This is a genomic window from Phenylobacterium parvum, assembly GCF_003150835.1.
Classification (GTDB): Bacteria; Pseudomonadota; Alphaproteobacteria; order Caulobacterales; family Caulobacteraceae; genus Phenylobacterium; species Phenylobacterium parvum.
In genome coordinates this window covers 275,330-297,396 of record NZ_CP029479.1, presented here as the reverse complement: position 1 = coordinate 297,396, position 22,067 = coordinate 275,330, and the positions used below count along the sequence as shown (strand labels likewise).

The following is a 22,067-nucleotide window of genomic DNA, read 5'->3' as shown; positions in this document are numbered from 1 at the left end:
GGACACGCCACACCAGAACACCGATCCCTGCAGAATCGGCGGCGTCCAATGGACGCCGCCGGTCTTCCGAAAGACTCAGCGCCCGGTTTGGGCTCTTGAGCGTGCGCTGAACCTTCGCTCGCACCCGTCGCCTGCGCCAATGACAACCTTGCCTCGCCGACATGACAGTTTGCTGAAACCCGCCTTCAGAAATCGTACTGGGCGCGAATCTGGAGGAGGCGGAGGGTGATGTCAGCTTGGCGGGGCGCATTCACCACCCTCGCCTGTGAAAGGTTCAGGAGGAGCCGATAGCCGGGCTCCGGACGCCAGACCGCGCCGAGCGTGAGCCCCTGGTATACCCCAGCCTTTCCAGCAGCCCCGAGCGCCTCTGCGCCTGTCGCTGATCGACCCACCTCCGTCAGGTCAGCGAAGTCGTAGCGCACAAGGAGGTCGACGGCGCCCGCGCCGCCCCTGGAAAGGGGGTTGCTGATCCTCGGAGCGGTGACGAGGGCGCGAGCAGAATCGTAGCCGCGCGGCTCGCCGGATACGCTCCATCCCGCATAGACATAGCCCGCAAGGATCCAGGGATCTGCTCCGGAAGGCGCGGAGCCTCCCCGGCCGGCCTTAAGGTACCCGGCTTCGCCCTGGACCCAGAACCTGTCCGCCAGATAGGCCCCTTCGATCCCGACGGTGAAATCGCGGTCCGCCAGGGGACCCGTTCCCAACCAATCTCCTGCCCTTCCCGCAGAGGTCCCCGGGCGGGCGGCGTAGGCGCGGGCGGCGCCGCCTCCAAAGTCCCGCACACGCGCCCAGGCCCCGACATGAAGGCGTCGCGTGTCCCCAGTGGGCGTCGCGCCGGCCAGCCGGAGTGTGGCCCCAAGCCTGTCAGTCGCTCCTGGCGAAGGACCACCGCCAAAGTCCAGGCCGAGGTTGTTGAAGCTCTCACCCTGGATCGCGAAGGTCGCCGCCAGCGGACCCCGGTTCGCCCGCACCTGGACAGACGCGAGGAAGGGGTCGGTGATGAGATCGCCGAAGGGACCACGCTCCAGAAAGGCGATCGACCGGGTCGATGTGAGGTTCTCGAGTGCGGCGGCCTTGAGATTGCCCACCGTGACCAGGACCCCGGGAGAGTGGCGGTACTCGAGCGCCGCCTCATCCCAGACGAAGGCGTCATTGTTGGCGGCGCCGCCCTCGAACCTCAGGGACAGGCGATCATTGAACTTTGCATCCAGCCCCAGGAAGGCCTGCCGTACACGGATGAGGCCGAGGTGATCGTCGTCCTCCGGCCCAGCCGATGAGGCCGTCTGCCAGACGCCATCCACGAGCAGTCGGCCCTTGAGCCGCACTTCGGGGGCGCCAGGGGCGACATTCGAGGCCATCCCGGTGGACGGACCCAGGAGGATGACGCCGGCGACTGCAAGGCCGAGAACCCGGGAGATTGTCAGCTTCAACTCCCGGCCTTCTCCAGTTTCAAGGTCCGATGACCTGGACTGCGCGCCAAGGGGCCCCCTTCAGAGGAGGCGCGCCCGGATGGTCTGGCTGAGCAGGTCGATCAGGGTGACGGCTGCAACGATGACGATCGATATGGCGGCCGTCAGCGAGTAGTTGAAGCTGTTCATGCTGTCGAAAAGGATCTGGCCGATGCCGCCCGCGCCGATCAGGCCCAGCACGGTGGCGCTGCGGCTGTTCGATTCGAACCGGTAGAGGGCGTAGGAGGTCCACAGGGGCGCCACCTGGGGAATGACGCCCCAGACGATTTCCTGAAGCCGGGCGGCGCCCGTCGCCCGCACGCCCTCGACAGGACCGCGGTCGATGGCTTCGACGGCCTCGGCGAAGAGCTTGGCCAGGACGCCGCCAGTGTTGAGGGCCAGGGCCATGACCCCGGCGAAGGGACCCAGGCCCACCGCCACGAGGAAGGCGGTGCCGATGACGAGGTCCGGCACCGAGCGGATCAGGTCCATCATCCGGCGGACAGGCAACTGGATGAAGGCCGGCGTGACGTTCCGGGCGCCCAGCAGGCCCAGGGGCACCGCGAACAGGATGGCCAGGCAGGTCCCCCAGATGGCCATCTGGACGGTCAGCCACATCTTCTCGACCAGGTCGCGCCAGTTGGAGAAGTCGGGGTTCAGGAAGCCGGAGGCGAACTGGCGCATGTTCTCGGAGTTCGAGAACAGGAGCGGGAACTTGGAAATCTCCGCCGGTCCGAAGGAGGCGATCAGGAGGACGATGATCCCGCCCCAGAGGACGATGTCGAACACCCTCTGTCCAAAGGGCTTGGAAGGCGGGGCGAGGACGGCCTGCGCGGTCTGGGTCATGGATCAGGTCGCGTCTGCAGGCAGGCCGGTGCGGGCCTGGAGGGCGGCCTCCTCGGCCTTGACGGCGTCCAGGGCCTTGCGGGCGTCGGCGATCCGGCGGGGGTCGCCCCCGCGCTCGGCCTGGAGGACGTTCTCGGTGGCCTCCATCTCGCGGACCCGGAGGAGATGGTTGTCGTCGGCCGGCTTGAAGCCGCCGATGGAGATCTTGGCCAGCAGGCCCCTCTGGCGCTCGGCCTCAGGGCCCTCGCCCTGGGCGTAGGTGAGGAAGAACTGGCGCAGCTTTTCCTTGATCGCCGGATCGAGGTCCTTGCGCCAGACAATGGGGTCCTCGGGCAGGCGCGGGGAGGTCCAGACCACGCGAACCTTGTCGCCGAGGGTCGGCTCGCCCTTGGCCTTGCGCTCGATGTCGCGCTCGCGCTGGAGGCGCAGGCTGGTGGTGTTGCCCGTGGCCGCGTCCAGCACGCCGTTGGCGACGCCGACCAGGTTGGTGTTGTGATTGGCCGACTTCAGGGTCTTGAAGCAGGTCTGGATATCGATGCCCTTGGGCGAGAAGAGGTAGGTCTTGGGCGCCAGGGTGCCCGACGTGGACTTGGCGTCGCCGATCCCGAAGTTCAGCGTCTTGTCGCAGCGCAGGATGTCCTCAAGCGTCGTCTTGCTGGAGGCCGGGACCAGGATCACCGAGTTGTAGCCGTCGTCACCGCCGGGATCGAAGGTACGGGCGAAGACCTCGCCATTGGCCCGGCGTATCGCCTCAAGGCCCGACAGGTTGGTGAACCAGCCGAAGTGGGTCTGCTTGAAGCGCATGGCCTCGACCAGGGCGGTGTAGTTGGCCCCGATGTAGGGTTCGATCTTCAGCCCGGTGGCCTTCTCCATGTCGGCGATGATCGGACGCCAGAAGGATTCCAGGCTCGATGCGCTCTCGGGCGCGACGATGGAGAACTTCAGCACGCCGTCGGCGCCGTCGGTGGAGGGCGACTTGGCGGGGGTGCAGCCGGCCAGTACTGCGGCCCCGGCGAAGGTGAGCAGGCCCCGGCGGTTCAGGGCGCCGTCCCGGAGGGTGCGGTTCATTTCGGGGCTCCTTCCCAGAAGACGTCCTCGAATTCCGGCCCGTAGATGTCGATGAGCCGGTCCTTGTCCAGCCCTTCGGCGGGACCGTCGTAAACGATGCGCCCGGCCTTGAGCGCGACCACACGGTCACAGTACCGCATGGCGTAGTCGACCTGGTGCAGGGTGACCACCAGGGTCAGGCCGTCCGTGCGGTTCAGGTCGCGCAGGATCTCCATGACCTTGCGGGCGGAAACGGGGTCAAGGGAGGCCACGGGCTCGTCGGCCAGGATGATCTTGGCCTTCTGGACCAGGGCGCGGGCGATGGCCCCGCGCTGCTGCTGGCCGCCGGACAGGGTGTTGGCCCTCTGGGCCGCATACTCGGCGACACCGACCCGGGCGAGGGCGGCCATGACGGCGGTGGAGGTCTCGGCCGGCCAGGCGCCGACCATTCCCCGGACGAAGGGGATTCGCCCCAGCGAGCCAAGAGCGACATTGGTGAAGAGGGACAGCCGTCCGACGAGGTTGAACTGCTGGAAGATGAAGCCGATCCGGATCCGCGCCTCACGGACGCGGGAAGAGACGCGGCCCGCCGACTGGACAGGCGCTCCGAAGGCCTCGATGACGCCCGCGCCGGGATCGATCACCTGGAGCCCCGAGATCGACCGCAGGAGGGTCGACTTCCCGGACCCTGACGGCCCGATCAGGGCGATCATCTCGCCCCGGCGGACGTCGAGTGAAACGTCGTCCAGGGCGCGGCGGGTCCCGAAGGTCCGCGACACGTTCCGGATCGACAGAACCGCTTGGTCGGCCATGCGTGGCTTTGTCCTCGTGTCCGCAAGGCGGGCCGCCCCGCGGCCCCTGCGGCCGCTTCTTCGCACGCCACGGCGGCGCCGGTCCAGCCTGCAGCGCCAAGCAAGCAAATCAGGGGGAAATTGTCACTTTACATGGGGGGCGTCAGGCCCTAATGCACCGCGCTCCGGCGGACCCGATGTCCTCAAAAGCGCTGCTAACGCCGGATTGGGTTCAACAATCCGTTGGGGGTTGCGTGAGGTGCAGACGTACCATACGCCCCTGGACCTGGTCCGTGAGCGGTCGCCTGAGCATCCCGTCGCAATTGCGCGACCGGCTGCGGCGGCCCTAGCGGCGCGCTGGTTCCAGGACAATTTCAAGGGCGACGTCTTCTATGCGGTGAAGGCGAATCCGTCTCCGTGGGTCATCCAGGCCCTGGCGGCGAACGGCGTCTCCGCATTCGACGTGGCTTCGGTTCCCGAGATCGAGCTCGTGCGGGCGCATGCGCCTGATGCGCGGCTGGCCTTCATGCATCCGGTCAAGAGCCGGGCGGCGATCCGCGCCGCCTACTTCGACCATGGCGTGCGGACCTTCGCCCTCGACTCCCAGGAAGAGCTCGAGAAGATCCTCGCCGTCACCGAAGGCGCCAAGGACCTGAACCTGATCGTCCGCCTGGCGGTCCAGGCCGAGGGCGCGGCCTATTCCTTGGCCGGAAAGTTCGGCGTCGACCAGCACCAGGCGCCCTCGCTCCTGCTCGCCGCCCGCCGGGCGACCCAGGACCTGATGGGCGTGTCCTTCCACGTCGGAAGCCAGTGCATGCGGCCTACCGCCTACAACGCGGCCATGGCCCAGGCCTCGCGCGCCCTGGTGCGCGCCGGCGTCCTGGCGGATGTGGTCGATGTCGGCGGCGGCTTCCCGTCCATCTATCCCGGCATGACCCCGCCGGCCCTGGAGGACTATTTCGACGCCATCCAGCGCGGCTTTGCCGAGATGATGGTGCACGAGACCACCGAGCTGTGGTGCGAGCCGGGGCGGGCCCTCGTGGCCGAGGCCTCCTCCATCCTCACCTGCGTGGAGCTGCGCAAGGGCGACGCCCTTTACCTCAACGACGGCGCTTACGGCGGCCTGTTCGACGCCGCGCACGCCCGCTGGCCCTTCCCGGTCAAGGCGATCCGGTCGGCCGGCGGCGAGGTCCGGGAAATGGAGGGCGCCCTGCGGCCCTTCCGCTTCTACGGCCCGACCTGCGACGCCATCGATCACATGCCCGGCCCCTTCTGGCTGCCCGAGGATGTCAATGAAGGCGACTTCATCGAGATCGGCATGCTGGGCGCCTACGGCGTGACCATGGCCACCCGGTTCAACGGCTTCGGCGCCATTGAGACGGTGGCCTGTGACGACGCTCCGGCGGCCTCCATGTTCGGCCTGGCCCGGCGCTCGATCCCGTCGCCGCGCTCAGAGGTCCAGAACGTGGTCCGCCTGTCCAAGGCCCGAGGCCGCAAGCGGCGCAAGAAGTAGCCGCAAGGCGCCGCCCTTTCCTGGCGCGGTCGGTCGCTCCGTCCCGACCGCGCCCTTCCCTTTGCGACGGGCGCTCACCTCTCCGGAGACCTGAAGAGAATGAACGCTGAAACCCCGAACACGAACCGCAAGGAAGAGCTCCTCTCGTCCAAGGTCGAGCATGTGGCCATCGACCAGTACGACGCCCGGCCGGTGATCGACGCCATGCGGGCCATGAGCTTCACCAGCCGCGACACCGCCCGCGCCGCGGATATCTGGTCCATGTCCCTTGAGGATGCGGACTGCTCGACCTGGCTGACCCTGGCGGGCTCGACCAGCGCCGGCGGCTGCATGCACATCTACCGGGACATGGTGAAGTACGGGATGATCGACGCCATCGTCTCGACGGGCGCCTCCATCATCGACATGGACTTCTTCGAGGCCCTGGGCTTCCGGCACTATCAGGCCCAGTCGAACGTGGACGACCGCGACCTGCGCGAGCTCTACATCGACCGCATCTACGACACCTACATCGACGAGGAAGAGCTCCAGAAGTGCGACGAGGCGATCTACGAGATCGCCAACCTGCTGGAGCCGCGGCCCTATTCCAGCCGTGAGTTCATCCACGAGATGGGCCGCTGGCTGGCCGCCGGCAACGCCCGCAAGCCCGCCTCCCTGATCGAGACCGCCTTCCACGAGGGCGTCCCGATCTTCTGCCCGGCCTTCACCGACTCCTCGGCCGGCTTCGGCCTGGTCAAGCACCAGGTCGAGCGCATGAAGGCGGGCAAGCCCTACCTGACCATCGACGCCATCGCCGACTTCCGCGAACTGACCGACATCAAGCTGGCGGCGGGGACGACGGGCCTGTTCATGGTCGGCGGCGGAGTGCCCAAGAACTTCGCCCAGGACACGGTGGTCTGCGCGGAGATCCTTGGGCACGAGGCCGAGATGCACAAGTACGCGGTCCAGATCACCGTGGCCGATGTGCGCGATGGCGCCTGCTCGTCCTCGACCCTCAAGGAGGCCTGCTCCTGGGGCAAGGTCGACGTGACCTGGGAGCAGATGGTGTTCGCCGAGGCCACCACGGTGGTCCCGCTCATCGCCTCGGACGCCTGGCACCGGGGCTCCTGGAAGACGCGCCGCAAGCGCCGCTGGGCGGACCTGTTCGCCAAGGCCGGCTGAGATCACGGGCGCGGGGGTCGATCAGATCCCCGCGTACCACTCATAGCCGCGGTCCTCCCAGAAGCCGCCCCTGCCGCCCGAGATGTGGCTGAAGTCGGCGACGGCCTCGATCCGCGAGACATACTTGGCGTGCTTGTAGCCCAGCTGGCGCTCCACCCGGAGCCGGACCGGCGCGCCATGGGCGATGCTGAGGGGCGAGCCGTTCATCTCGTAGGCGAGCAGAGTCTGGGGATGCAGGGCGTCCACCAGGTCGATGCTCTCGTAATAGCGGCCATCCGCGCCGGCCTCGGGGTCCAGGGTGTCAAAACAGTGGAAGACCAGGAAGCGAGCCTCCGGCTTCAGCCCCGCCTGCTCCAGGACCGGGGCGAGCCGGGCCCCTGTCCAGCGCGCGATGGCGGACCAGCCCTCGACACAGTCATGCCGGGTGACCTGGCTTCGGGACGGCAGGGCCCGGAGGGAGGCGATATCCAGGGACAGGGGCCGCTCGACCAGGCCGTCCACCACCAGGCGGTAGTCCGCAAACCCGCCAGCGGCCAGTCGCCGGTAGAGCGGATCGCCCGGGTCAATGGAACCGTTGGCGCGGAAGACGGCCGAGATCGCGCTGTCCGGATACTCGCGCGCCAGGGTTCGACGGTCGAAGAGCACCCGGTGAAGACCGTGGTTGAGGCGCTCGGCGCCCCTTAGGCCCGCGCGCACCGCGGGGTCTCCGGCGATCCGGTCGCAGGCCGAGGCAAGGGCGGCGGCCCCGGTGGCGGCGAGCCCCTTCAGCCAGGTGCGGCGCGAGCTGCTCATGACGGGTCCCCCCGGCGGCCGAGGGTCATCGTGCGCAGGCGCTGGAGGGGCTGGCTCAGGAGGAGCATGACCATGTGCGCGGTGAAGAACAGGACCAGGATGAGCGTTCCAAGGAAATGGGCCGAGCGGGCGGACTGGCGACCGCCAAAGATGTCGCCCGTCCAGGGCGCGGCGGCGTGGACGGCGGGGGACATGGCGAGACCCGAGAGGATCATCGCCGGCAGGACGAAGGCGACCACAATGAGGTAGGCCAGCCTCTGCAGGAGGTTGTAACCCCCCTCCGGCGCCGGGGGCCGAAGCTTCAGGTGGGCGACGAGGTCGGCCAGGATGGCCCTGGGCGCAAGCATGCCTGGCGTCGGCAGGAGCGTGCGCCAGAGCCTTCCGCCCGCAAGGCCCACGGCCAGATACCCGGCGAGGGCCAGGCCCAGGACCCAGGCGGCCGCCAGGTGCCAGTTCCGCCCGGTCGCCAGGGACTGGTAGCCCGGCAGGGTCGTCCAGGCGGGAAAGGCCCGCTTTTCCCGCTCACCCGGGGCGCCGGACCATCCCAGGACGCCGGTGGTCGTGAACTCGCGTCCGCCGAGCCGCAGGTAGCCCTCGATATCCTCGCCCCGTTCCCGCGAGCCGATCTCCATCCAGGCTGAGCCGAAGCGCGAGGTCTCGCCCGTGTAGAGGGCCGGATGGGCGTTGAAGATCTGCAGGCCGCTGGGCAGAAGCACCAGGACGGCCGCAGCGATCAGGGCGTGGGCCAGGCGCGTAAAGCCGCCCGGCGCGGGCGGCTTGCGGGTCTGGGAACTGGCCGCCTCGGGCTTCAGGGCCTAACCTCCGGGGAATCGGGCGATCGCGGCGAAGGGGAGCCGGTCTTGGAAGAAACGGTGGAGGTGTGGAGCGGCGGCGTCAACACCTGGGAATGCGACGAGATGGGTCACCTGAACGTCCGCTTCTGGGTGACCAAGGCGATGGAGGCCCTGGCTGGCCTATCGCGGAGGATGGGCATGCCCGACGCCTTCGCCCGTAGCGGCGGGGCCACCCTGCTCATCCGGGACCTGCACATGCGTTTCCTGCGCGAGGCGACGGCGGGCGCCTGCCTGTGGGCCTCAGGCGGCGTGGTCGCCCTGGGCGAGGCCGACGCCGATCTCCTGGTGATCCTGCGCCATGCCGACGGAACGCCGGCGGCCACCTTCCGCATCCGGGTCGAGCACGCCACCGCCTCGGACCTGCGGCCCTTTCCCTGGCCAGGGCGGATCCGCGCCGCCTGCGCCCCGCTGGCCGTCGAGGTCCCGGACTTCGCCGCCCCCCGCAGCATCGACCTGTCGCCCCTGCAGGAGACCCGGGCCAGCCTCGCCTTCGCCGAGGCGAACGGCATGACCCGGATCGGCCTCGGGACCGTCCGCGCCGATGAGCTGGACGTCTTCGGCCGGATGCGGCCGGAGATGTTCATCGGCAGGGTTTCCGACGGCGTGGCCCGGCTGTTCGGCCCGACCCGGCCCGGGCCGGAGGCTGCGCCCGGCGAGCCGCCCCGGCGGATCGGCGGCGCCGTCCTGGAGTACCGGGTCGCCCACCACGGCTGGCCGGTCGCCGGCGACCATTTGGAGGTCCGCTCAGGTTTTGCAGACTGCAACGCCCGGACCCGGCGGGTCTTCCACTGGATGCTGGATCCCGTGACCGGCCTGCCCTGGGCCAGCGCCGAGGCGGTGGTGATCAGCTTCGACCTCGACGCCCGAAAGGTGGTGAACATCACCGAAGCCGCCCAGGAGGAGTTCCGAAGCCGGGCGATCGCCGGGATCGGTCTCTAGCAATCACGGCCCCTCACCGGCCTCCGGTCGGAGCTCGCCTTTGGGGGAGGTGACGCGCGCCGCGCGGCGGAAAGGGTGAATGACCTCTCCGCTGTCCCCGAACCTTGCGCCTAGAGCAGGTCGGCCAGGGTCTGACGGACAAGATCCGGCCGCTCCATGGGCAGGAAGTGGGTCGTGCCCGGAATGACCTCCAGGCGGATCCGCCCGTCGGCGGTCAGGGCCGCCTCGTGGCCGTCGGAGCGGCAGGTCGACCCCGTCTCCGCCTTGAGGATCCGGATCGGGACCGCCGCCGCCTGGAAGGAGGGCCAGGGGTCATGGCCATGGCTGGCGAAGTTCGAGGCCTCCCACGCCGGCTGGCAGTTCAGCTCGACCTCGCCCGTGGGCGTGTCGTGGAAACCGTCCTCGACGTAGTCCGCCAGCATGTCGGGGGTCCAGGCGCGGAAGGCGCCCTTGCCGCTGTAGGAGGCGAGGACGGCCTCCCGGCTGGGAAACACAGGCCGTCGGCGCAGGGCGCCCTGCAGGAGGGGATTGTCACCGGTCAGGGGACGGTTCTGGTTCTCGGCGGCGAAGCCGGGCGGCATGATGACCGGGTCGAACAGGGCGATCCCGCGCACCCGCCCGGGGCTCTCGGCCGCCGCCATCAGGCTGATCGTGCCGCCCATGGAATGACCGCCCAGGACGGCGTCGCGGATGTCGAGGACCTCCAGGACGGCCTTCAGGTCCGGGACCAGGTCGTACCAGTTGCGGGCCGGGTCCTCGAGACGGGGCGGCAGGCCGGACAGGCCGTGCCCGCGCTGGTCGACGGCGACGATCCTCAGCCGGTCGGTCAGGGGGCCCAGGATAGAGCGGTAGGTCAGGGCGTTGAAGCCATTGGCGTGGGAGAAGACGATGTCCACCGGCCGGTCCGGGGGGCCCATCTCGATGGCCGTCCCGTATCCACCGACCGAGGGAAGGTCGAAGCGCAGGCGGCGGAAATCGAAAGCCGGAACGGTGCTGGACATGGACGGCGGTCTCCCCTGCCGGCCCTTGTAAACCCTCGGCGCGGGACGCGCACCCTCAAGGATGCCCTTGCAGGGGGAGCCGCGCCGGGACTAGGTCGCCACCCATGACCGCGACCCCTTCGCCGATCGCCTGGACCGAGGACGGACGCCCGCGCTCCGTGCTTTACGGCGATGCCTATTTCGGCGCCGACGACGGCCTGTCGGAGGCCCGGACGGTGTTTCTCGAGGGCTGCGGACTGCCGGACGCCTGGGCGGGGCGGCGACAGTTCACGGTCGGGGAACTGGGCTTCGGGACCGGGCTCAACATCCTGGCCCTGCTGGACCTCTGGCGGCGCGAGGGGCCGCCGGGGGGAAGGCTGCACGTCTTCAGCGTCGAGGCCCACCTCATGCCGAAGGCGGACGCCGCCCGGGCGCTGGCCGCCTGGCCTGCGCTCGCCCCCCTCGCGAATCTTCTCCTCGACCGGTGGCCGGAGGCGCGGCGGGGCTTTCACCGGATCGAGCTGCCCGAAGTCCACGCAGTCCTGGACCTCGCCCTCATGGAGGCCGGCGAGGCCCTGGCCGCCTGGGAGGGTCGCGCAGACGCCTGGTTCCTCGACGGCTTCGCCCCGGCCCTCAATCCCGCCATGTGGCGCGAGGAAGTCCTGCAGGCGGTCGCCGCACGGTCGGCGCCGGGCGCGCAGGCAGGGACCTTCACCGTGGCGGGCGCCGTGCGGCGCGGGCTGGAGGCCGCCGGGTTCGAGGTTCGCCGGGCGCCAGGCCATGGCCGCAAGCGCGAGCGGCTTGAGGCCCGCCGGCCCGGGACGGGCGGCGATCCGCCCCCCGCCGGCCCCGTGGCGGTGATCGGCGCGGGGATCGCCGGCGCCTCGGTCAGGCGCGCCCTGGAGGCACTGGGCGTGGAGACGGTCCAGTTCGAGGCCGGGGCGCCCGGCGCCGGCGCATCCGGAAATCCGGCGGGGCTTGTCACCCCGCGCCTCGATGCCGGCCTGGGCCCTGTCGCGCGGCTGGCCGCCCAGGCCTTCCTGCGGGCGCTGGACGTCTATTCCGGCCTGCCGGATGCAATCCTTGCCCGTGGGGTGCTGCAGCTGGCGGCCAATGCGCGGGATCCGGCGCGCTTCGCCCGGATCGCCGGCTCAGACCTGTTTCCCGAGGGCGTACTGGAGGTCCTGGACCCCGCCGGAGCCTCCGCCCGTCTGGGCGAGGCCACCGACCGGACCGGCCTCGACCAGCCCGGCGCCCTGAGCCTGGACCCGCGCAAGGTCCTGGTCGCCTGGTGCGCCGACCCCCTTGCCGGACGGGTCGAGAGCCTGGCGCCGATCCCGGATGGCTGGCGCCTGACGATGGCGGGCGGCGAGACCCGGGTCTTCGGGCGGGTCGTGCTGGCCACCGGCGCCGACCTTTCCGGGCTCTGGACCGAGGCGCCGGTCCTGCCGGTGCGAGGACAGGCGAGCTGGGTCGAGGGCGGGGGCGCAGCGCTCCTGCGCGGCGCGGGTTGGGGAGGCTACCTTGCCCCGACCGCGCAGGGTTTCCTCTTCGGCGCCACCTTCCGGCGCGGCGAGACCGGGACCGAAGTCACCGAGGCGGACCATCAGGCCAACCTGCAGACCTTGGCCCAGGCGCGGCCGGCCCTCGCCGCCGCGCTGGAGGCCCGCCCTCTCGGCGGTCGCGCCCGGGTCCGGGCGACCACCCGGGATCACCTGCCCCTGGCGGGCGGGATCCCCGGCGCCCTCGGCCTCTTCGTCCTGGGCGGATTGGGATCGCGGGGACTGACCTGGAGCCCCCTCCTCGGCGAGCATGTCGCTGCAAGGGTCCTGGGCGCGCCCTCCCCCCTGCCCGCAGACCTGGCGGCGCTCCTGGATCCGGGGCGCGAGAACCTGCGGTAACCGGGGAGTTCCGAAGGGCGCCATTATCCCGCCCAAGAGAGAATGGTAAGGAAACGACGAAAATCGAAGGAGCCCCTGCATGAACCCCAAGCTCATCCTGGCCGCAGCCCTTACCCTCGGAGTGGCAGGCGCCGCCTTCGCCCAGGGCCAGTCCGCCTCGCCCGCCTCAAGCCCGCCCGCCTCCAGCCCGCCCGAGGCCGCCAAGGCCGAAGCCGCAAAGCCTGAGCGCGCCTGCTTCTTCAACCGGGACATCCGGGGTTTCGCTGCACCGGACGACAAGACCCTTTACCTGAGGGTCCGCAGCAAGGAGGTCTTCCGGCTCGAAATGATGGGCCGCTGCCCCGACCTCGACTGGGAGAGCCGCATCGCCATCGACAGCCGCGGCTCTTCCTCCATCTGCGATCCGGTGGACGCCACCGTACTCGTTCGGGGCCCGGTCGGTATCGACCGATGCCCGGTTCGCGCCATCACACGGCTGACCCCCGAGGAGGCCGCCGCCCTCCCCCGGAAGGCGAGGCCCTGACGCTTCACCCGGGAGGGGATCTCGGACCAAAAAAGGGCGCTCCCGCGGGAGCGCCCTTTCCTGTTTCCGGAGGAAGGCGGCGGATCAGAACCGCTTCTTCACGCCCAGGGAAATGACCCGGCCCAGGGGGTTTCCGCTGCCCGGATCGTAGTTGTACTGGGTGCCGATGGCGAAGGACGGATCGGCGTCGAAGACGTTCATCACCGAGAGGGTCGCCGTGGTCTCCCAGGGCAGCTCGACCTTGTAGGTGATGTCGCTCTGCCAGTACTCGTCGATCTTGACCGGGCCCTTGACGTTGTTGGCGATGGCGATCGGCGTGGCCTCAATCTGGACAGTCGAGGAAACGTAACGGGTCTGCCAGCGCAGGTTGTGGTTGCCAGAGGACCAGTTGATGAAGCCGTTGCCACGGATCCGGTTGTAGCCCGTGAAGATCGAGGCCCGGTAGGTGCCCGCGCGCTTGATCACACCTTGGGCGACCGGCAGTCCCTCGACCGAATAGGGCGTCTCGTCGAAGTCCATCAGGTAGGTGCCGTCGACCCCGGCGGAGAGATCTCCGCCGAGCACCTCGCCTACGGTGAGGTTGGCCTGGAAGTCGATCCCCTTGGTCTTCACCGGGCCGCCGTTGATGTACTGGGTCCGGTACGAAAGGATGTTGCTGCGGCCGCAGACGCCCTGGTCGAAGGTGAACCGGGCCTGAAGCCCGGCATAGGCTGCGTTGCCGCAGTTGCCGGTCTGGGAGTTGGCCGGGAACATCAGGGTGATCAGGTCGGCCGTAGCCTCCGAAGTGAGGCCATCCTTGAAGTCGAACTGCCAGTAATCGAGCGTGGCGCTGAAGTTCGCGAACTTGAACAGCAGGCCGAAGTCGTAGGTGGTCGCTGTCTCCGGGTCGAGGTCCGGGTTCCCGTAGAGGTCGTTGGCCCTGTAGGTCCCGTTGGCGTTGGTCAGGCCGCGGGTGAAGTTGGACGTGGTGATGGTGGGCGGAGGCGCCCGGTAGGTGCCGGACAGGGAGGCCCGGAAGGCCAGCCAGTCCAGGGCCTGCCAGCGAACGGCCAGCTTGGGGTTGGTGGTGGAGCCCAGGCCCTCATAGTTCTCGTACCGCGCCGCCAGGGTGGCCTCGATGTCGTCGGTCACCGGGATCCGGGTCTCGACGAAGACCGAGCTGATCTTCCGCTCGACGTCGTAGGGCCGCAGGTTGGCGTTGAACAGGAAGGGCCCGTTCGACGTGGTCGGGCAGGCCGGCATGGAGTCGCCGAAGGGCGCGCTGTCGACACAGGGTGTCGCCAGGGCGCTGTAGAGGGCGTCGGGGTTCTGCTGCACCCGGTCATAACGCCACTGTGCGCCGGCGGCCCAGGCGATGGCGTCCTCTCCCCAGAGCTTGAGTCCGGTATCGCCCGTCATGACGAAGTCGACGGCGAACAGTCGGGACTGGATCTCATTGAACTGCTTCTCGATCATCCAGCCAACGACGGAGGACCGGTTGGCCGCCGCCTCGTTGAAGCCCGGGACCGTCGAGTTCGCCACGTAGAAGGGGTTGGCCGCAACGTTCGACGTACTCTGCTGGAAGGCGTTGGCGAAGGGATTGAAATAGAAGCATCCCAGGGCGGCGTTGCCCGCGTTGGTGGTGAAGTTCGCCGTCTCGGCCGCGGTGCACTGGTCGGCATTGCCCTCGCGCGAGCCGTAGCCCCGCAGGCCGAGCTGGAGCCGGTTCACCGAAGTGTCTTCCAGGTTGTAGTTGTAATCCTGCTCCTGGTAGGTGGCCGAAGCCTCCCACTTCACCCCGCCGAGAACGGGCACGCCCTCGCCGAACTCGCCCTTCAGTCCCCCGGCGATGCGCCAGGTCTCGATCCGGTAGCTGTAGTGGCTGCGGTTGTCAGGCTCGGAGGCGTTGCCCCCGAAGCCGATCGGCCGCCAGGCGGTGTTGGAGGTGGCCACGCCGTAAAGGCCGGCGTTGGTCGCGCCCGCCCTGGCCGCGGTCAGGCCGGTCGCACAGGACGCCGCGTCGATCCCGTAGGGGAAGACCGGGCCATTGCAGTTGGCGCCGTTGATCTGGCTCAGCAGGGTGACGAGACCGGGGTTGGTCGAGGGAATGTAGAAACGCGACTGCTCGCCCGTACCCGAGGCCGGGATCGGCGAAACGCCGCCCCCCGGCGAGGCGCCCGAGGCCAGGATCGGCGCCGGGAACTGGTTGGGGCCTGTCACCGCCCAGCCCTGCTGAGGGGTATCGTGACCGGCGTAGAGCACCTCGACATGGGCCGAGAGGGTGTCGGTCAGGTCGGCGTTCAGCTGGCCGAAGATCTGCCAGTGGTCCTCGTCTTCCACCAGACGGTCGAAGGTCGAGTACTGGAAGTTACAGGAGGTGGGGGAAACCACCGCCGAACCCAGGATGTAGGGAGCCCCGCCATTGGCCGCGCAGCCGATGTCCGGCAGGGCGCCTGCAAAGGCGGCGGCGGTGAAGCCCGTGTTGGCCGACCCGACCGGTGCGGCGGCGGCGAACTGGTACTGGCCAGGGTTGCCGGTGCCGGCCCATCCGCCCAGCGGGTTGACCAGGTAGCCCTCCGGACCGGTGAGCAGGGCCCAGTCGCGCTCCTGGATCGGCAGCTGCGAGCGGTGGCGATAGCCCGCCGCAATCAGGATGTCATAGGAATCCGCCTTGCGCCCCCAGGCGAGGCTGACGTCGTAGTCACCGTCAGAGCCATCGATGAGCTGGTAGTTCCCGCCAATCTCAAATCCGTCGAGATCGGTCCGGGTAATGAAGTTGACCACGCCGGCGATGGCGTCGGAGCCGTAGGTGGCGGCCGCACCGTCCTTCAGCACCTCGACCCGGCCGATGGCGGCGATGGGCAGGAGGTTGACGTCGACACTGTTGATGATCTGGGGCGAGACCGGGACCCGGCGGCCGTTGAGCAGGACCAGTGTCCGCCCGCCGGTGGAGGCGGAGTTCAGGTTGCGCAGGTTGATGGTGGCGCCGCCACTGCCGGAGCCATAGCGGTTGTTCTCGCCGATCACCGCGCCTGAAGAGGGAATGGTCTTGATGAACTGGACCATGCTGGGCGAGCCGCGCTGGGCCAGTTCAGCGGCGCCGACCACGTCCACCGGCAAGGCGCCGGTCTCGGGCGTGCCGGCGATGAAGGAGCCGGTGACGACCACCTCCTCGACCGTGTTTGGGGGGGTATCGGCGTCCGCGGCGAAGGCTGCGGGGGCCAGGGCCAGGCTGGCGGCGAGCAGGGAAACGCCTGCAAGATATCTGGACTTCATCTGTTTCGCTCCCGATCAGGCGGTCAGGGAGAATTCAGTGCACTCCCCGTACCGGAAATGCCTCGACTATGTGACGTAGGGTCGCGTTGGGCTAGTCGTATATTTCACGCCCGCGGGCGCCCCTTTTCGGGGATGCTTTCGCCGGACCCGGAAGCCGAATAGCCTTGGCCCTCGTCTTCCACCCGCGCCCCGGAGTTCCTGCGTGTCCCTCACCCGGCGGTCCCTGGCCGGCCTCCTTGCCCTGGCGCCGTCCAGCGCCTGGGCCTCAGGGGGGCCCCTCATCGCTGCGGCCTCGGACCTCACCGGCGCCCTGCCCCTGATCGCCAGCCGGTTCCGCCGCGCCGGGGGCGGCCCCGTGCGCCTGACCTTCGGCTCCTCGGGAGCCCTGACCCGCCAGATCGAGGCCGGCGCCCCCTTCGAGGTCTTCCTCAGCGCTGATGCCAGCCTCGTCCAGCGGCTGGTCCGCTCGGGCCGCGCGGAAGGTCCTGGAATGGACTATGGCCGCGGCCGCCTGGTGCTCTATGCCCGCAAGGGGTCTCCGGTCCGGGCGACGGGCGCCGGCGCCGAGCTGGTCCGGGCCCTCAGGGACGGACGCCTGCGCAAGCTCGCCATCGCCAACCCCGACCACGCCCCCTACGGCCGGGCGGCGCGAGAGGCGCTCAGGGCGCTGGGCGTCTGGGGCCTGGCCGAGCCCCGGCTGGTGCTGGGGGACTCCGCAGCCCAGGCGGCGCGGTTCGCCCTGACCGGCGGGGCGGAAGCGGGCCTGGTCCCCCTGTCCCTGGCCCTGACCCCAGAGCTGGCCGGAGCGGGCGCCCACGGCCGCCTCGATCCCGCCCTCTACGCGCCCCTCGCGCAGACCGCGGCGGTGTTGCGCGGGGCCGGGCGGGAGGCGCGCGCCTTCTTCGCCTTCCTGCGCTCAGGGGAGGCCCGGGCCGTCCTGCGCGACTTTGGCCTCGCCCCCGAGGGAGCCGGCTGACCATGGACGCCGTCGCCTTCGCCCTGTCCTTCAAGCTGAGCCTCTGGACGGCCTGCCTCCTGACGCCCATGGGCGTCCTCATCGCCCGGGCCCTGGCCTTCCAGGTCCGGCGGGGCCGGGCGGTGCTGGAGGGGCTCATCGCCCTGCCCCTGGTCCTGCCCCCCACCGTCCTGGGCTTCTACCTGCTGTCCGCCCTGGGCGAGGCCTCCCCCCTGGGCCGCCTCTGGTCCTCCGTCTTCGGCCAGGGCCTGGTCTTCAGCTTCGAGGGACTGGTGGCCGCCTCCCTGGTCGCCAACCTGCCCTTCGCCGTCCAGCCGGCCCTGCGGGCCTTCGAGGCGATCCGGCCCGAGCTGCGCGAGGCGGCCTGGGTCAGCGGCCTGGGGCCCTGGCGCACCTTCTGGACCGTCGAGGCGCCCCTGGCCTGGCCCGGCGTCCTGACCGGCTTCATACTCACCTTCGCCCACACCATGGGCGAGTTCGGGGTCGTCCTGATGATCGGCGGGTCCATCCCCGGCGAGACCCGCACGGCGGCCCTGGCCATCTACGACAAGGTCCAGGCCTTCGACGATGCGGGCGCAGGCGTCCTGGCCGCGGCCCTCGTCGCCGTTTCCGTGGCGGCGATCATCGCGGTCCAGGCCCTCGGCTCCCGGCTGGCGCGCCATGACCGGTGAAACCGCCCTCAGCCTGTCGATCCGTCGCGGCGGCCCCATCGGGGTGGCGGCGGACCTGGAGCTGGCGCCCGGCGAGGTCCTGGCCCTCACCGGGCCCTCCGGCGCCGGCAAGACCACCCTCCTGCGCATCCTCGCCGGCCTGGTCCGGCCCGCCGAAGGGCGCATCATCTGCGCCGGCGAGACCTGGCTGGACACCGCCGCCGGGATCTTCGTCCCACCGCACAGGCGACGCACGGGCCTGGTCTTCCAGTCCTACGCCCTGCTGCCGCACCTGACCGCCATGGGGAATGTCGAGATGGCCATGGGCGACCTGCCCCGGGACGAAAGGCGCGCAGCGGCCCTGCGCCTGATGACCGCCCTGGACCTCCCCGGGCTCGAGGACCGCAAGCCATCGAACCTCTCGGGCGGGCAACAGCAGAGGGTGGCCCTCGCCCGGGCCCTGGCGCGCCGGCCCTCGCTCCTGCTCCTCGACGAGCCCCTGTCGGCGGTGGACCGCCGCACCCGACGGAAGGTCCGCGACGAGCTGGCCGCCCTGCGCAGCGCAGGGGGGCCGCCCGTCCTGCTGGTCACCCACGACCTGGAAGAGGCGGTCGGTCTCGCGGACCGGCTGGTGGTGATGGAGGCCGGGCGCATCCTGATGTGCGGGGCGCCAGCGGAGGTGCTCGCAGATCCCCGGATCGCCGAGGTCCTCGACCTCGGCTGAGGCCTCAGGCGCCCGGCGCCAGCACGATCCGTCCAGGCCCTTCGGCGAACCTGCCCACCCGCGCGGCTTCGAAACCCGCCGACCGCAGATGCGACAGGACCCCCGCAGCCGCCTCCGGCGCGACGGCGACCAGCAGGCCGCCGCTGGTCTGGGGATCGCTCAGCAGGTCCCGCCGCCAGGGCTCCAGGGCCTCCGCGCCCCCCACGTCCGCGCCGTAGCTGTCCCAGTTCCGCACGCTGGCGCCCGTCCGCACGCCGTCCCGCGCCAGGGCTTCCGCGCCGGGCAGGAGGTGGGGCGCCAGGGGATCGATCCGGAGGGTGAGGCCCGCGCCCCGGGCCATCTCCAGCCCATGCCCGAGCAGGCCGAAGCCGGTGACGTCGGTCATGGCGTGGACCCCGTCCAGGGCCGCCAGGTCCGGCCCCGGGGTGTTGAGCCGGGTGGTCGAGCTCACCAGGGCGGCGTAGCCTTCCGCGTCCAGCCGGCCCTGCTTGAAGGCCGCCGACAGCACGCCCACCCCCAGGGCCTTGCCGAGGATCAGTTCGTCCCCCGCCCGGGCGGCGCGGTTGGTCATGACCCGGTCGGGGTGGACCAGGCCCAGGGCCACCAGGCCATAGATGGGCTCGACGCTGTCGATGGAGTGGCCGCCGGCGATGGGAATCCCCGCCTCGGCGCAGATCTCGGACCCTCCGGCCAGGATCCCGCGGATGGTCTCCACCGGCAGGGCGTTGATGGGCATGCCCACGATCGCCAGGGCCAGGATGGGCCTGCCGCCCATGGCGTAGACGTCGGACAGGGCGTTGGCGGCGGCGATCCGGCCGAAGTCCCGGGGATCATCGACCATGGGCATGAAGAAGTCGGTGGTGGCGATCAGGGCCTGTTCGTCGTTCAGCCGCCAGACCGCCGCGTCGTCCGAGGTCTCGGTCCCCACCATCAGGCTGGCGAAGGGCGCCGAGGCCGGGGCGCCGGCCAGGATCTGCTGCAGGACGCCAGGCGCGATCTTGCACCCGCAGCCGCCGCCATGGGCCAGGCTGGTCAGGCGCACCGGCCCCTGCGCCCCTGTCGCGGATTCCGCCATGCCCCGAGCCTCCTGTTCAGACTGTCCCGGGGCGGGTGTATACCAGCGGCCCATGACCTGCGACCGTCATTTCCCCTCGCGCCGGACGAGGCCCGCCCGATGAGCGGACCCGAGACCGTCGCCTCCGCCGACGCCGCCACACGGGCGAGCTTCGACATGGTGATCGACGTGCGCAGCCCCGGCGAGTTCGCCAAGGACCACGTGCCGGGCGCGGTGAACCTGCCGGTCCTCGACAACGCCGAGCGGGCGGAGGTCGGGACCCTCTATGTCCAGAAGTCGCGCTTCCTGGCGCGCAAGGTCGGCGGCGCCTACGTCGCCCGCAACATCTCCGCCCACCTGCTCGGCGCCCTGGCCGACCAGCCAGGCGGTTTCCGGCCCCTGGTCTACTGCTGGCGGGGCGGCATGCGTTCGGGCGCCATGGCCCACATCCTGTCACAGGTCGGCTGGCGGGTCGGCGTGCTGGCCGGCGGCTACCGCACCTATCGCCGGGAGGTGACGGCCCGGCTCTACGATTCCCCACCCGGCTTCAGCGCCCTGGTGCTCGACGGCCCCACGGGCTCGGGCAAGACCGAGGTGCTGAGGCGCCTGCCGGCCCTGGGCGTCCAGGTGCTGGACCTGGAAGGCCTGGCCGAACACCGGGGCTCCCTGCTGGGCGCCCTGCCGGGCCAGCCCCAGCCCGCCCAGAAGATGTTCGAGAGCCGGCTCCTCGGCGTCCTGGAGGCCCTCGACCCGTCCCGGCCCGTGGTGATCGAGGCGGAATCCAGCAAGGTGGGCGAGCGCATGGTGCCCCCGCCGTCTGGACCGCCATGACCGGAGCCCCCTCGATCCGGCTGGAGGCCCCGCCCGAGGCCCGCGCCGCCTACCTTGCCGGGGTCTATGCCGAGACCGCCGGGGACGTGGAGGCCCTGATGGCCCTGCTCTCCCGCCTGCCCAGCAAGCCCGGCGCCAGGCGCCTGTCCGAATGGCGCGCCCTGCTCGAGGCCGGCGACCTGGAGCCCGTGGCCCTCGGCCTCGTCGAGACCCACTACGACCCCGCCTACCGGCGGTCCTCGCGCCAGCACCAACGGCCGGAGGCGGGCCGCATCGACCTCGCCGCCGTCACCGGCCCGGAACTCGACCGGGCGGCCGAGGCGGTGGCGGCCCTCGCCCGGAAATCCTGAGCGCCGGCTTTTCAAGCCGCAGGATTTCGGGGAACACTATGGCCGCCCAGGCGCCGTCGAAGGCGACCAGGCTGGAGGAAACCCCATGCCCTACGCCCACAGGCCGCTCATCCTCGACGCCGACACCCACATGATGGAGCACGCGGACTGGCTCCCGGCCTTCGCCGATCCCGACATCCGTCCCCGCCTCGTCCCCTTCGCCGGCAAGGACGCCCGGGTCCGGGCCCTGGCCGCCGATGCGGTCGCCCGCGCCGAGGCGCGCCGAGGCGATGCGACCCTGCGGGCCGAGGCCGAGGCCGAATTCATGTCCATGAAGTTCAAGGGCTGGCATGGCCTGGGCGCCTTTGACGCCGCCGAGCGCCGCCGAGCCAACGACCTGATGGGCTTTGGCGCCTACCTCGTCTTCCCGACAGAGGCCTTCAACCAGGTGATCGCCGCGAGCGATCCCGAGGTCCTGGCCGGCGGAATCCGGGCCCTGAACCGGGGCCTCGCCGACTTCTGCGCGGAAGACCGGCGCATGGGCGGGGTCGGCTATCTCCGCCTGGCCGACGGCCCGGACTCCGCCCTCGCCCAGGTCGAGACCATCGCCGCCCTCGGCCTGCCCGCGGTGCTGGTCGACACCCTGCCGCCCCCGGACGGGATGGGCTTCAGCCATCCGGCCTACGATCCGGTCTGGGCGCGGCTCCAGGACCTGGGCCTGGCCGTCACCCTGCACATCGGGGCCCGCGGCGCGCCCTACGAGCCCGTGCCCAGGGCGGTCTTCAACAATGGCCGCGAGACGCCGGTCCACCGCAATGGCGACGCCCCCGCCGACGCCGTCAGTTACATGGGCATGCCCTTCGAGGCCCAGGTCTTCCTGGCGGCCATGATCTTCGACGGCGTGCTCGAGCGCTTCCCCCGCCTGCGCGTCGCCGTGGTCGAGCTGGGCGCCTCCTGGGTGGTCTCCTTCCTGAAGCACCTGGACCAGTCCTTCCGCGCCTTCCGGCGCCGGCAGGACTTCTCCGCCCTGACCCTCCTGCCGTCCGAGTACATGCAGCGCCAGGTCAAGGTCACGCCCTTCGCCGGCGAGGACATCGGCTGGCTCCTGTCGAGCGGCGCGGCGGACATGCTGATGTTCGCCTCGGACTACCCGCACCACGAGGGCACGGACGATCCCATCGGCCGCTACGAGCGGACCCTGGCGGGGACAGGCGAGCCGCTTCGGGAAAACTTCTACCACCGCAACTTCGAGGCCCTGTTCGCGGACCGGAAGTGGTGGTGAGGGCGCGCGCCCCTAGCGGATGCAATCGGGAAAAATGGTGGACGTGACAGGGATCGAACCTGTGACCCCCTCGATGTCAACGAGGTGCTCTACCGCTGAGCTACACGTCCGGGGTCGGCTTCCCGGTCGGGAAGCGGAGGCGGGGATATACCGGCGGGGCGGGCCCTGCGC

General features: G+C 70.4%; 20 protein-coding genes and 1 tRNA gene. 11 read left to right on the top strand and 10 right to left on the bottom strand.

What is annotated here, in order from left to right:
- Positions 1-185: 185 nt before the first annotated feature.
- The 4 genes from HYN04_RS01455 to phnC are packed head-to-tail and all read right to left on the bottom strand — an operon-like array spanning position 186 to position 4,153.
- Positions 186-1,430, bottom strand: coding sequence for a porin (locus HYN04_RS01455; RefSeq protein ID WP_110449117.1), 1,245 nt, complete (start codon positions 1,428-1,430; stop codon positions 186-188).
- Between the two features lie 60 nt (positions 1,431-1,490).
- Positions 1,491-2,294, bottom strand: a complete 804-nt coding sequence (gene phnE, locus HYN04_RS01450; RefSeq protein ID WP_110449116.1) for a phosphonate ABC transporter, permease protein PhnE — start codon at positions 2,292-2,294, stop codon at positions 1,491-1,493.
- A 3-nt stretch (positions 2,295-2,297) separates the two neighbouring features.
- The gene (gene phnD, locus HYN04_RS01445; RefSeq protein ID WP_110449115.1) at positions 2,298-3,362 is read right to left on the bottom strand and encodes a phosphate/phosphite/phosphonate ABC transporter substrate-binding protein; all 1,065 of its coding nucleotides are present in this window, start codon (positions 3,360-3,362) and stop codon (positions 2,298-2,300) included.
- Positions 3,359-4,153: a phosphonate ABC transporter ATP-binding protein gene (gene phnC / locus HYN04_RS01440; protein WP_110449114.1), complete on the bottom strand. Its 795-nt coding sequence runs from the start codon at positions 4,151-4,153 to the stop codon at positions 3,359-3,361. Before phnC ends, phnD begins: the two co-directional genes overlap by 4 nt.
- A gap of 238 nt (positions 4,154-4,391) precedes the next feature.
- Here phnC and HYN04_RS01435 point away from each other — a divergent pair, with 238 nt between their 5' ends.
- Together HYN04_RS01435 and HYN04_RS01430 are read left to right on the top strand one after the other, a co-directional pair.
- Complete coding sequence (locus HYN04_RS01435; protein WP_110449113.1) at positions 4,392-5,645, top strand: type III PLP-dependent enzyme; 1,254 nt, start codon at positions 4,392-4,394, stop codon at positions 5,643-5,645.
- Between the two features lie 99 nt (positions 5,646-5,744).
- Positions 5,745-6,806 carry a 1,9-bis(guanidino)-5-aza-nonane synthase gene (locus HYN04_RS01430; protein WP_110449112.1) on the top strand — a complete coding sequence of 354 codons (1,062 nt, stop codon included), beginning with the start codon at positions 5,745-5,747 and terminating at the stop codon, positions 6,804-6,806.
- A gap of 21 nt (positions 6,807-6,827) precedes the next feature.
- Here HYN04_RS01430 and HYN04_RS01425 read toward each other — a convergent pair whose 3' ends face one another.
- Together HYN04_RS01425 and HYN04_RS01420 are read right to left on the bottom strand one after the other, a co-directional pair.
- Positions 6,828-7,598 (bottom strand): molybdopterin-dependent oxidoreductase, encoded by a 771-nt coding sequence (locus HYN04_RS01425; RefSeq protein WP_110449111.1) that lies wholly within the window; start codon positions 7,596-7,598, stop codon positions 6,828-6,830.
- Positions 7,595-8,314 (bottom strand): cytochrome b/b6 domain-containing protein, encoded by a 720-nt coding sequence (locus tag HYN04_RS01420; RefSeq protein WP_241962652.1) that lies wholly within the window; start codon positions 8,312-8,314, stop codon positions 7,595-7,597. Before HYN04_RS01420 ends, HYN04_RS01425 begins: the two co-directional genes overlap by 4 nt.
- A 144-nt stretch (positions 8,315-8,458) precedes the next feature.
- On the opposite strand from HYN04_RS01420, the gene HYN04_RS01415 reads away from it, so the two are divergent.
- The gene (locus HYN04_RS01415; protein WP_110449109.1) at positions 8,459-9,391 is read left to right on the top strand and encodes a thioesterase family protein; all 933 of its coding nucleotides are present in this window, start codon (positions 8,459-8,461) and stop codon (positions 9,389-9,391) included.
- Positions 9,392-9,501: 110 nt separating this feature from the next.
- Here HYN04_RS01415 and HYN04_RS01410 read toward each other — a convergent pair whose 3' ends face one another.
- Entirely contained in the window at positions 9,502-10,392 is an 891-nt protein-coding gene (locus HYN04_RS01410; RefSeq protein WP_110449108.1) for an alpha/beta fold hydrolase, read from the bottom strand.
- Positions 10,393-10,496: 104 nt separating this feature from the next.
- Here HYN04_RS01410 and mnmC1 point away from each other — a divergent pair, with 104 nt between their 5' ends.
- Complete coding sequence (mnmC1, locus tag HYN04_RS01405) at positions 10,497-12,272, top strand: FAD-dependent 5-carboxymethylaminomethyl-2-thiouridine(34) oxidoreductase MnmC1 (protein ID WP_110449107.1); 1,776 nt, start codon at positions 10,497-10,499, stop codon at positions 12,270-12,272.
- A 79-nt stretch (positions 12,273-12,351) separates the two neighbouring features.
- Complete coding sequence (locus tag HYN04_RS01400) at positions 12,352-12,795, top strand: DUF6491 family protein (protein ID WP_110449106.1); 444 nt, start codon at positions 12,352-12,354, stop codon at positions 12,793-12,795.
- 84 nt (positions 12,796-12,879) lie between these two features.
- Here the strand turns inward: HYN04_RS01400 and HYN04_RS01395 are convergent, their stop codons facing one another.
- Positions 12,880-16,050: a TonB-dependent receptor domain-containing protein gene (locus HYN04_RS01395; protein WP_110449105.1), complete on the bottom strand. Its 3,171-nt coding sequence runs from the start codon at positions 16,048-16,050 to the stop codon at positions 12,880-12,882.
- Positions 16,051-16,252: 202 nt separating this feature from the next.
- On the opposite strand from HYN04_RS01395, the gene modA reads away from it, so the two are divergent.
- From modA to HYN04_RS01380, 3 genes are read left to right on the top strand one after another with little or no spacing between them, the layout of a single operon-like run.
- Entirely contained in the window at positions 16,253-17,026 is a 774-nt protein-coding gene (gene modA / locus HYN04_RS01390) for a molybdate ABC transporter substrate-binding protein (RefSeq protein ID WP_110449104.1), read from the top strand.
- A gap of 2 nt (positions 17,027-17,028) precedes the next feature.
- Positions 17,029-17,697 (top strand): molybdate ABC transporter permease subunit, encoded by a 669-nt coding sequence (modB, locus tag HYN04_RS01385; RefSeq protein WP_110449103.1) that lies wholly within the window; start codon positions 17,029-17,031, stop codon positions 17,695-17,697.
- Positions 17,687-18,400 carry an ABC transporter ATP-binding protein gene (locus tag HYN04_RS01380; RefSeq protein WP_110449102.1) on the top strand — a complete coding sequence of 238 codons (714 nt, stop codon included), beginning with the start codon at positions 17,687-17,689 and terminating at the stop codon, positions 18,398-18,400. Before modB ends, HYN04_RS01380 begins: the two co-directional genes overlap by 11 nt.
- Positions 18,401-18,404: 4 nt before the next feature.
- On the opposite strand, the gene selD is transcribed toward HYN04_RS01380, so the two are convergent.
- On the bottom strand, positions 18,405-19,475 hold the full coding sequence (selD, locus tag HYN04_RS01375; RefSeq protein ID WP_110449101.1) for a selenide, water dikinase SelD: 1,071 nt from the start codon (positions 19,473-19,475) through the stop codon (positions 18,405-18,407).
- Positions 19,476-19,574: 99 nt separating this feature from the next.
- Here selD and mnmH point away from each other — a divergent pair, with 99 nt between their 5' ends.
- The 3 genes from mnmH (at position 19,575) to HYN04_RS01365 (ending at position 21,896) form a co-directional block, all read left to right on the top strand.
- Positions 19,575-20,285 carry a tRNA 2-selenouridine(34) synthase MnmH gene (gene mnmH / locus HYN04_RS01370; protein WP_241962651.1) on the top strand — a complete coding sequence of 237 codons (711 nt, stop codon included), beginning with the start codon at positions 19,575-19,577 and terminating at the stop codon, positions 20,283-20,285.
- Positions 20,282-20,635, top strand: a complete 354-nt coding sequence (locus tag HYN04_RS13630) for a tRNA 2-selenouridine(34) synthase MnmH (RefSeq protein ID WP_241962650.1) — start codon at positions 20,282-20,284, stop codon at positions 20,633-20,635. Before mnmH ends, HYN04_RS13630 begins: the two co-directional genes overlap by 4 nt.
- Before the next feature lie 85 nt (positions 20,636-20,720).
- Positions 20,721-21,896 (top strand): amidohydrolase family protein, encoded by a 1,176-nt coding sequence (locus HYN04_RS01365; protein WP_110449100.1) that lies wholly within the window; start codon positions 20,721-20,723, stop codon positions 21,894-21,896.
- Between the two features lie 35 nt (positions 21,897-21,931).
- Here the strand turns inward: HYN04_RS01365 and HYN04_RS01360 are convergent.
- A tRNA-Val gene (locus tag HYN04_RS01360) sits at positions 21,932-22,006 on the bottom strand.
- Between the last annotated feature and the right edge of the window lie 61 nt (positions 22,007-22,067).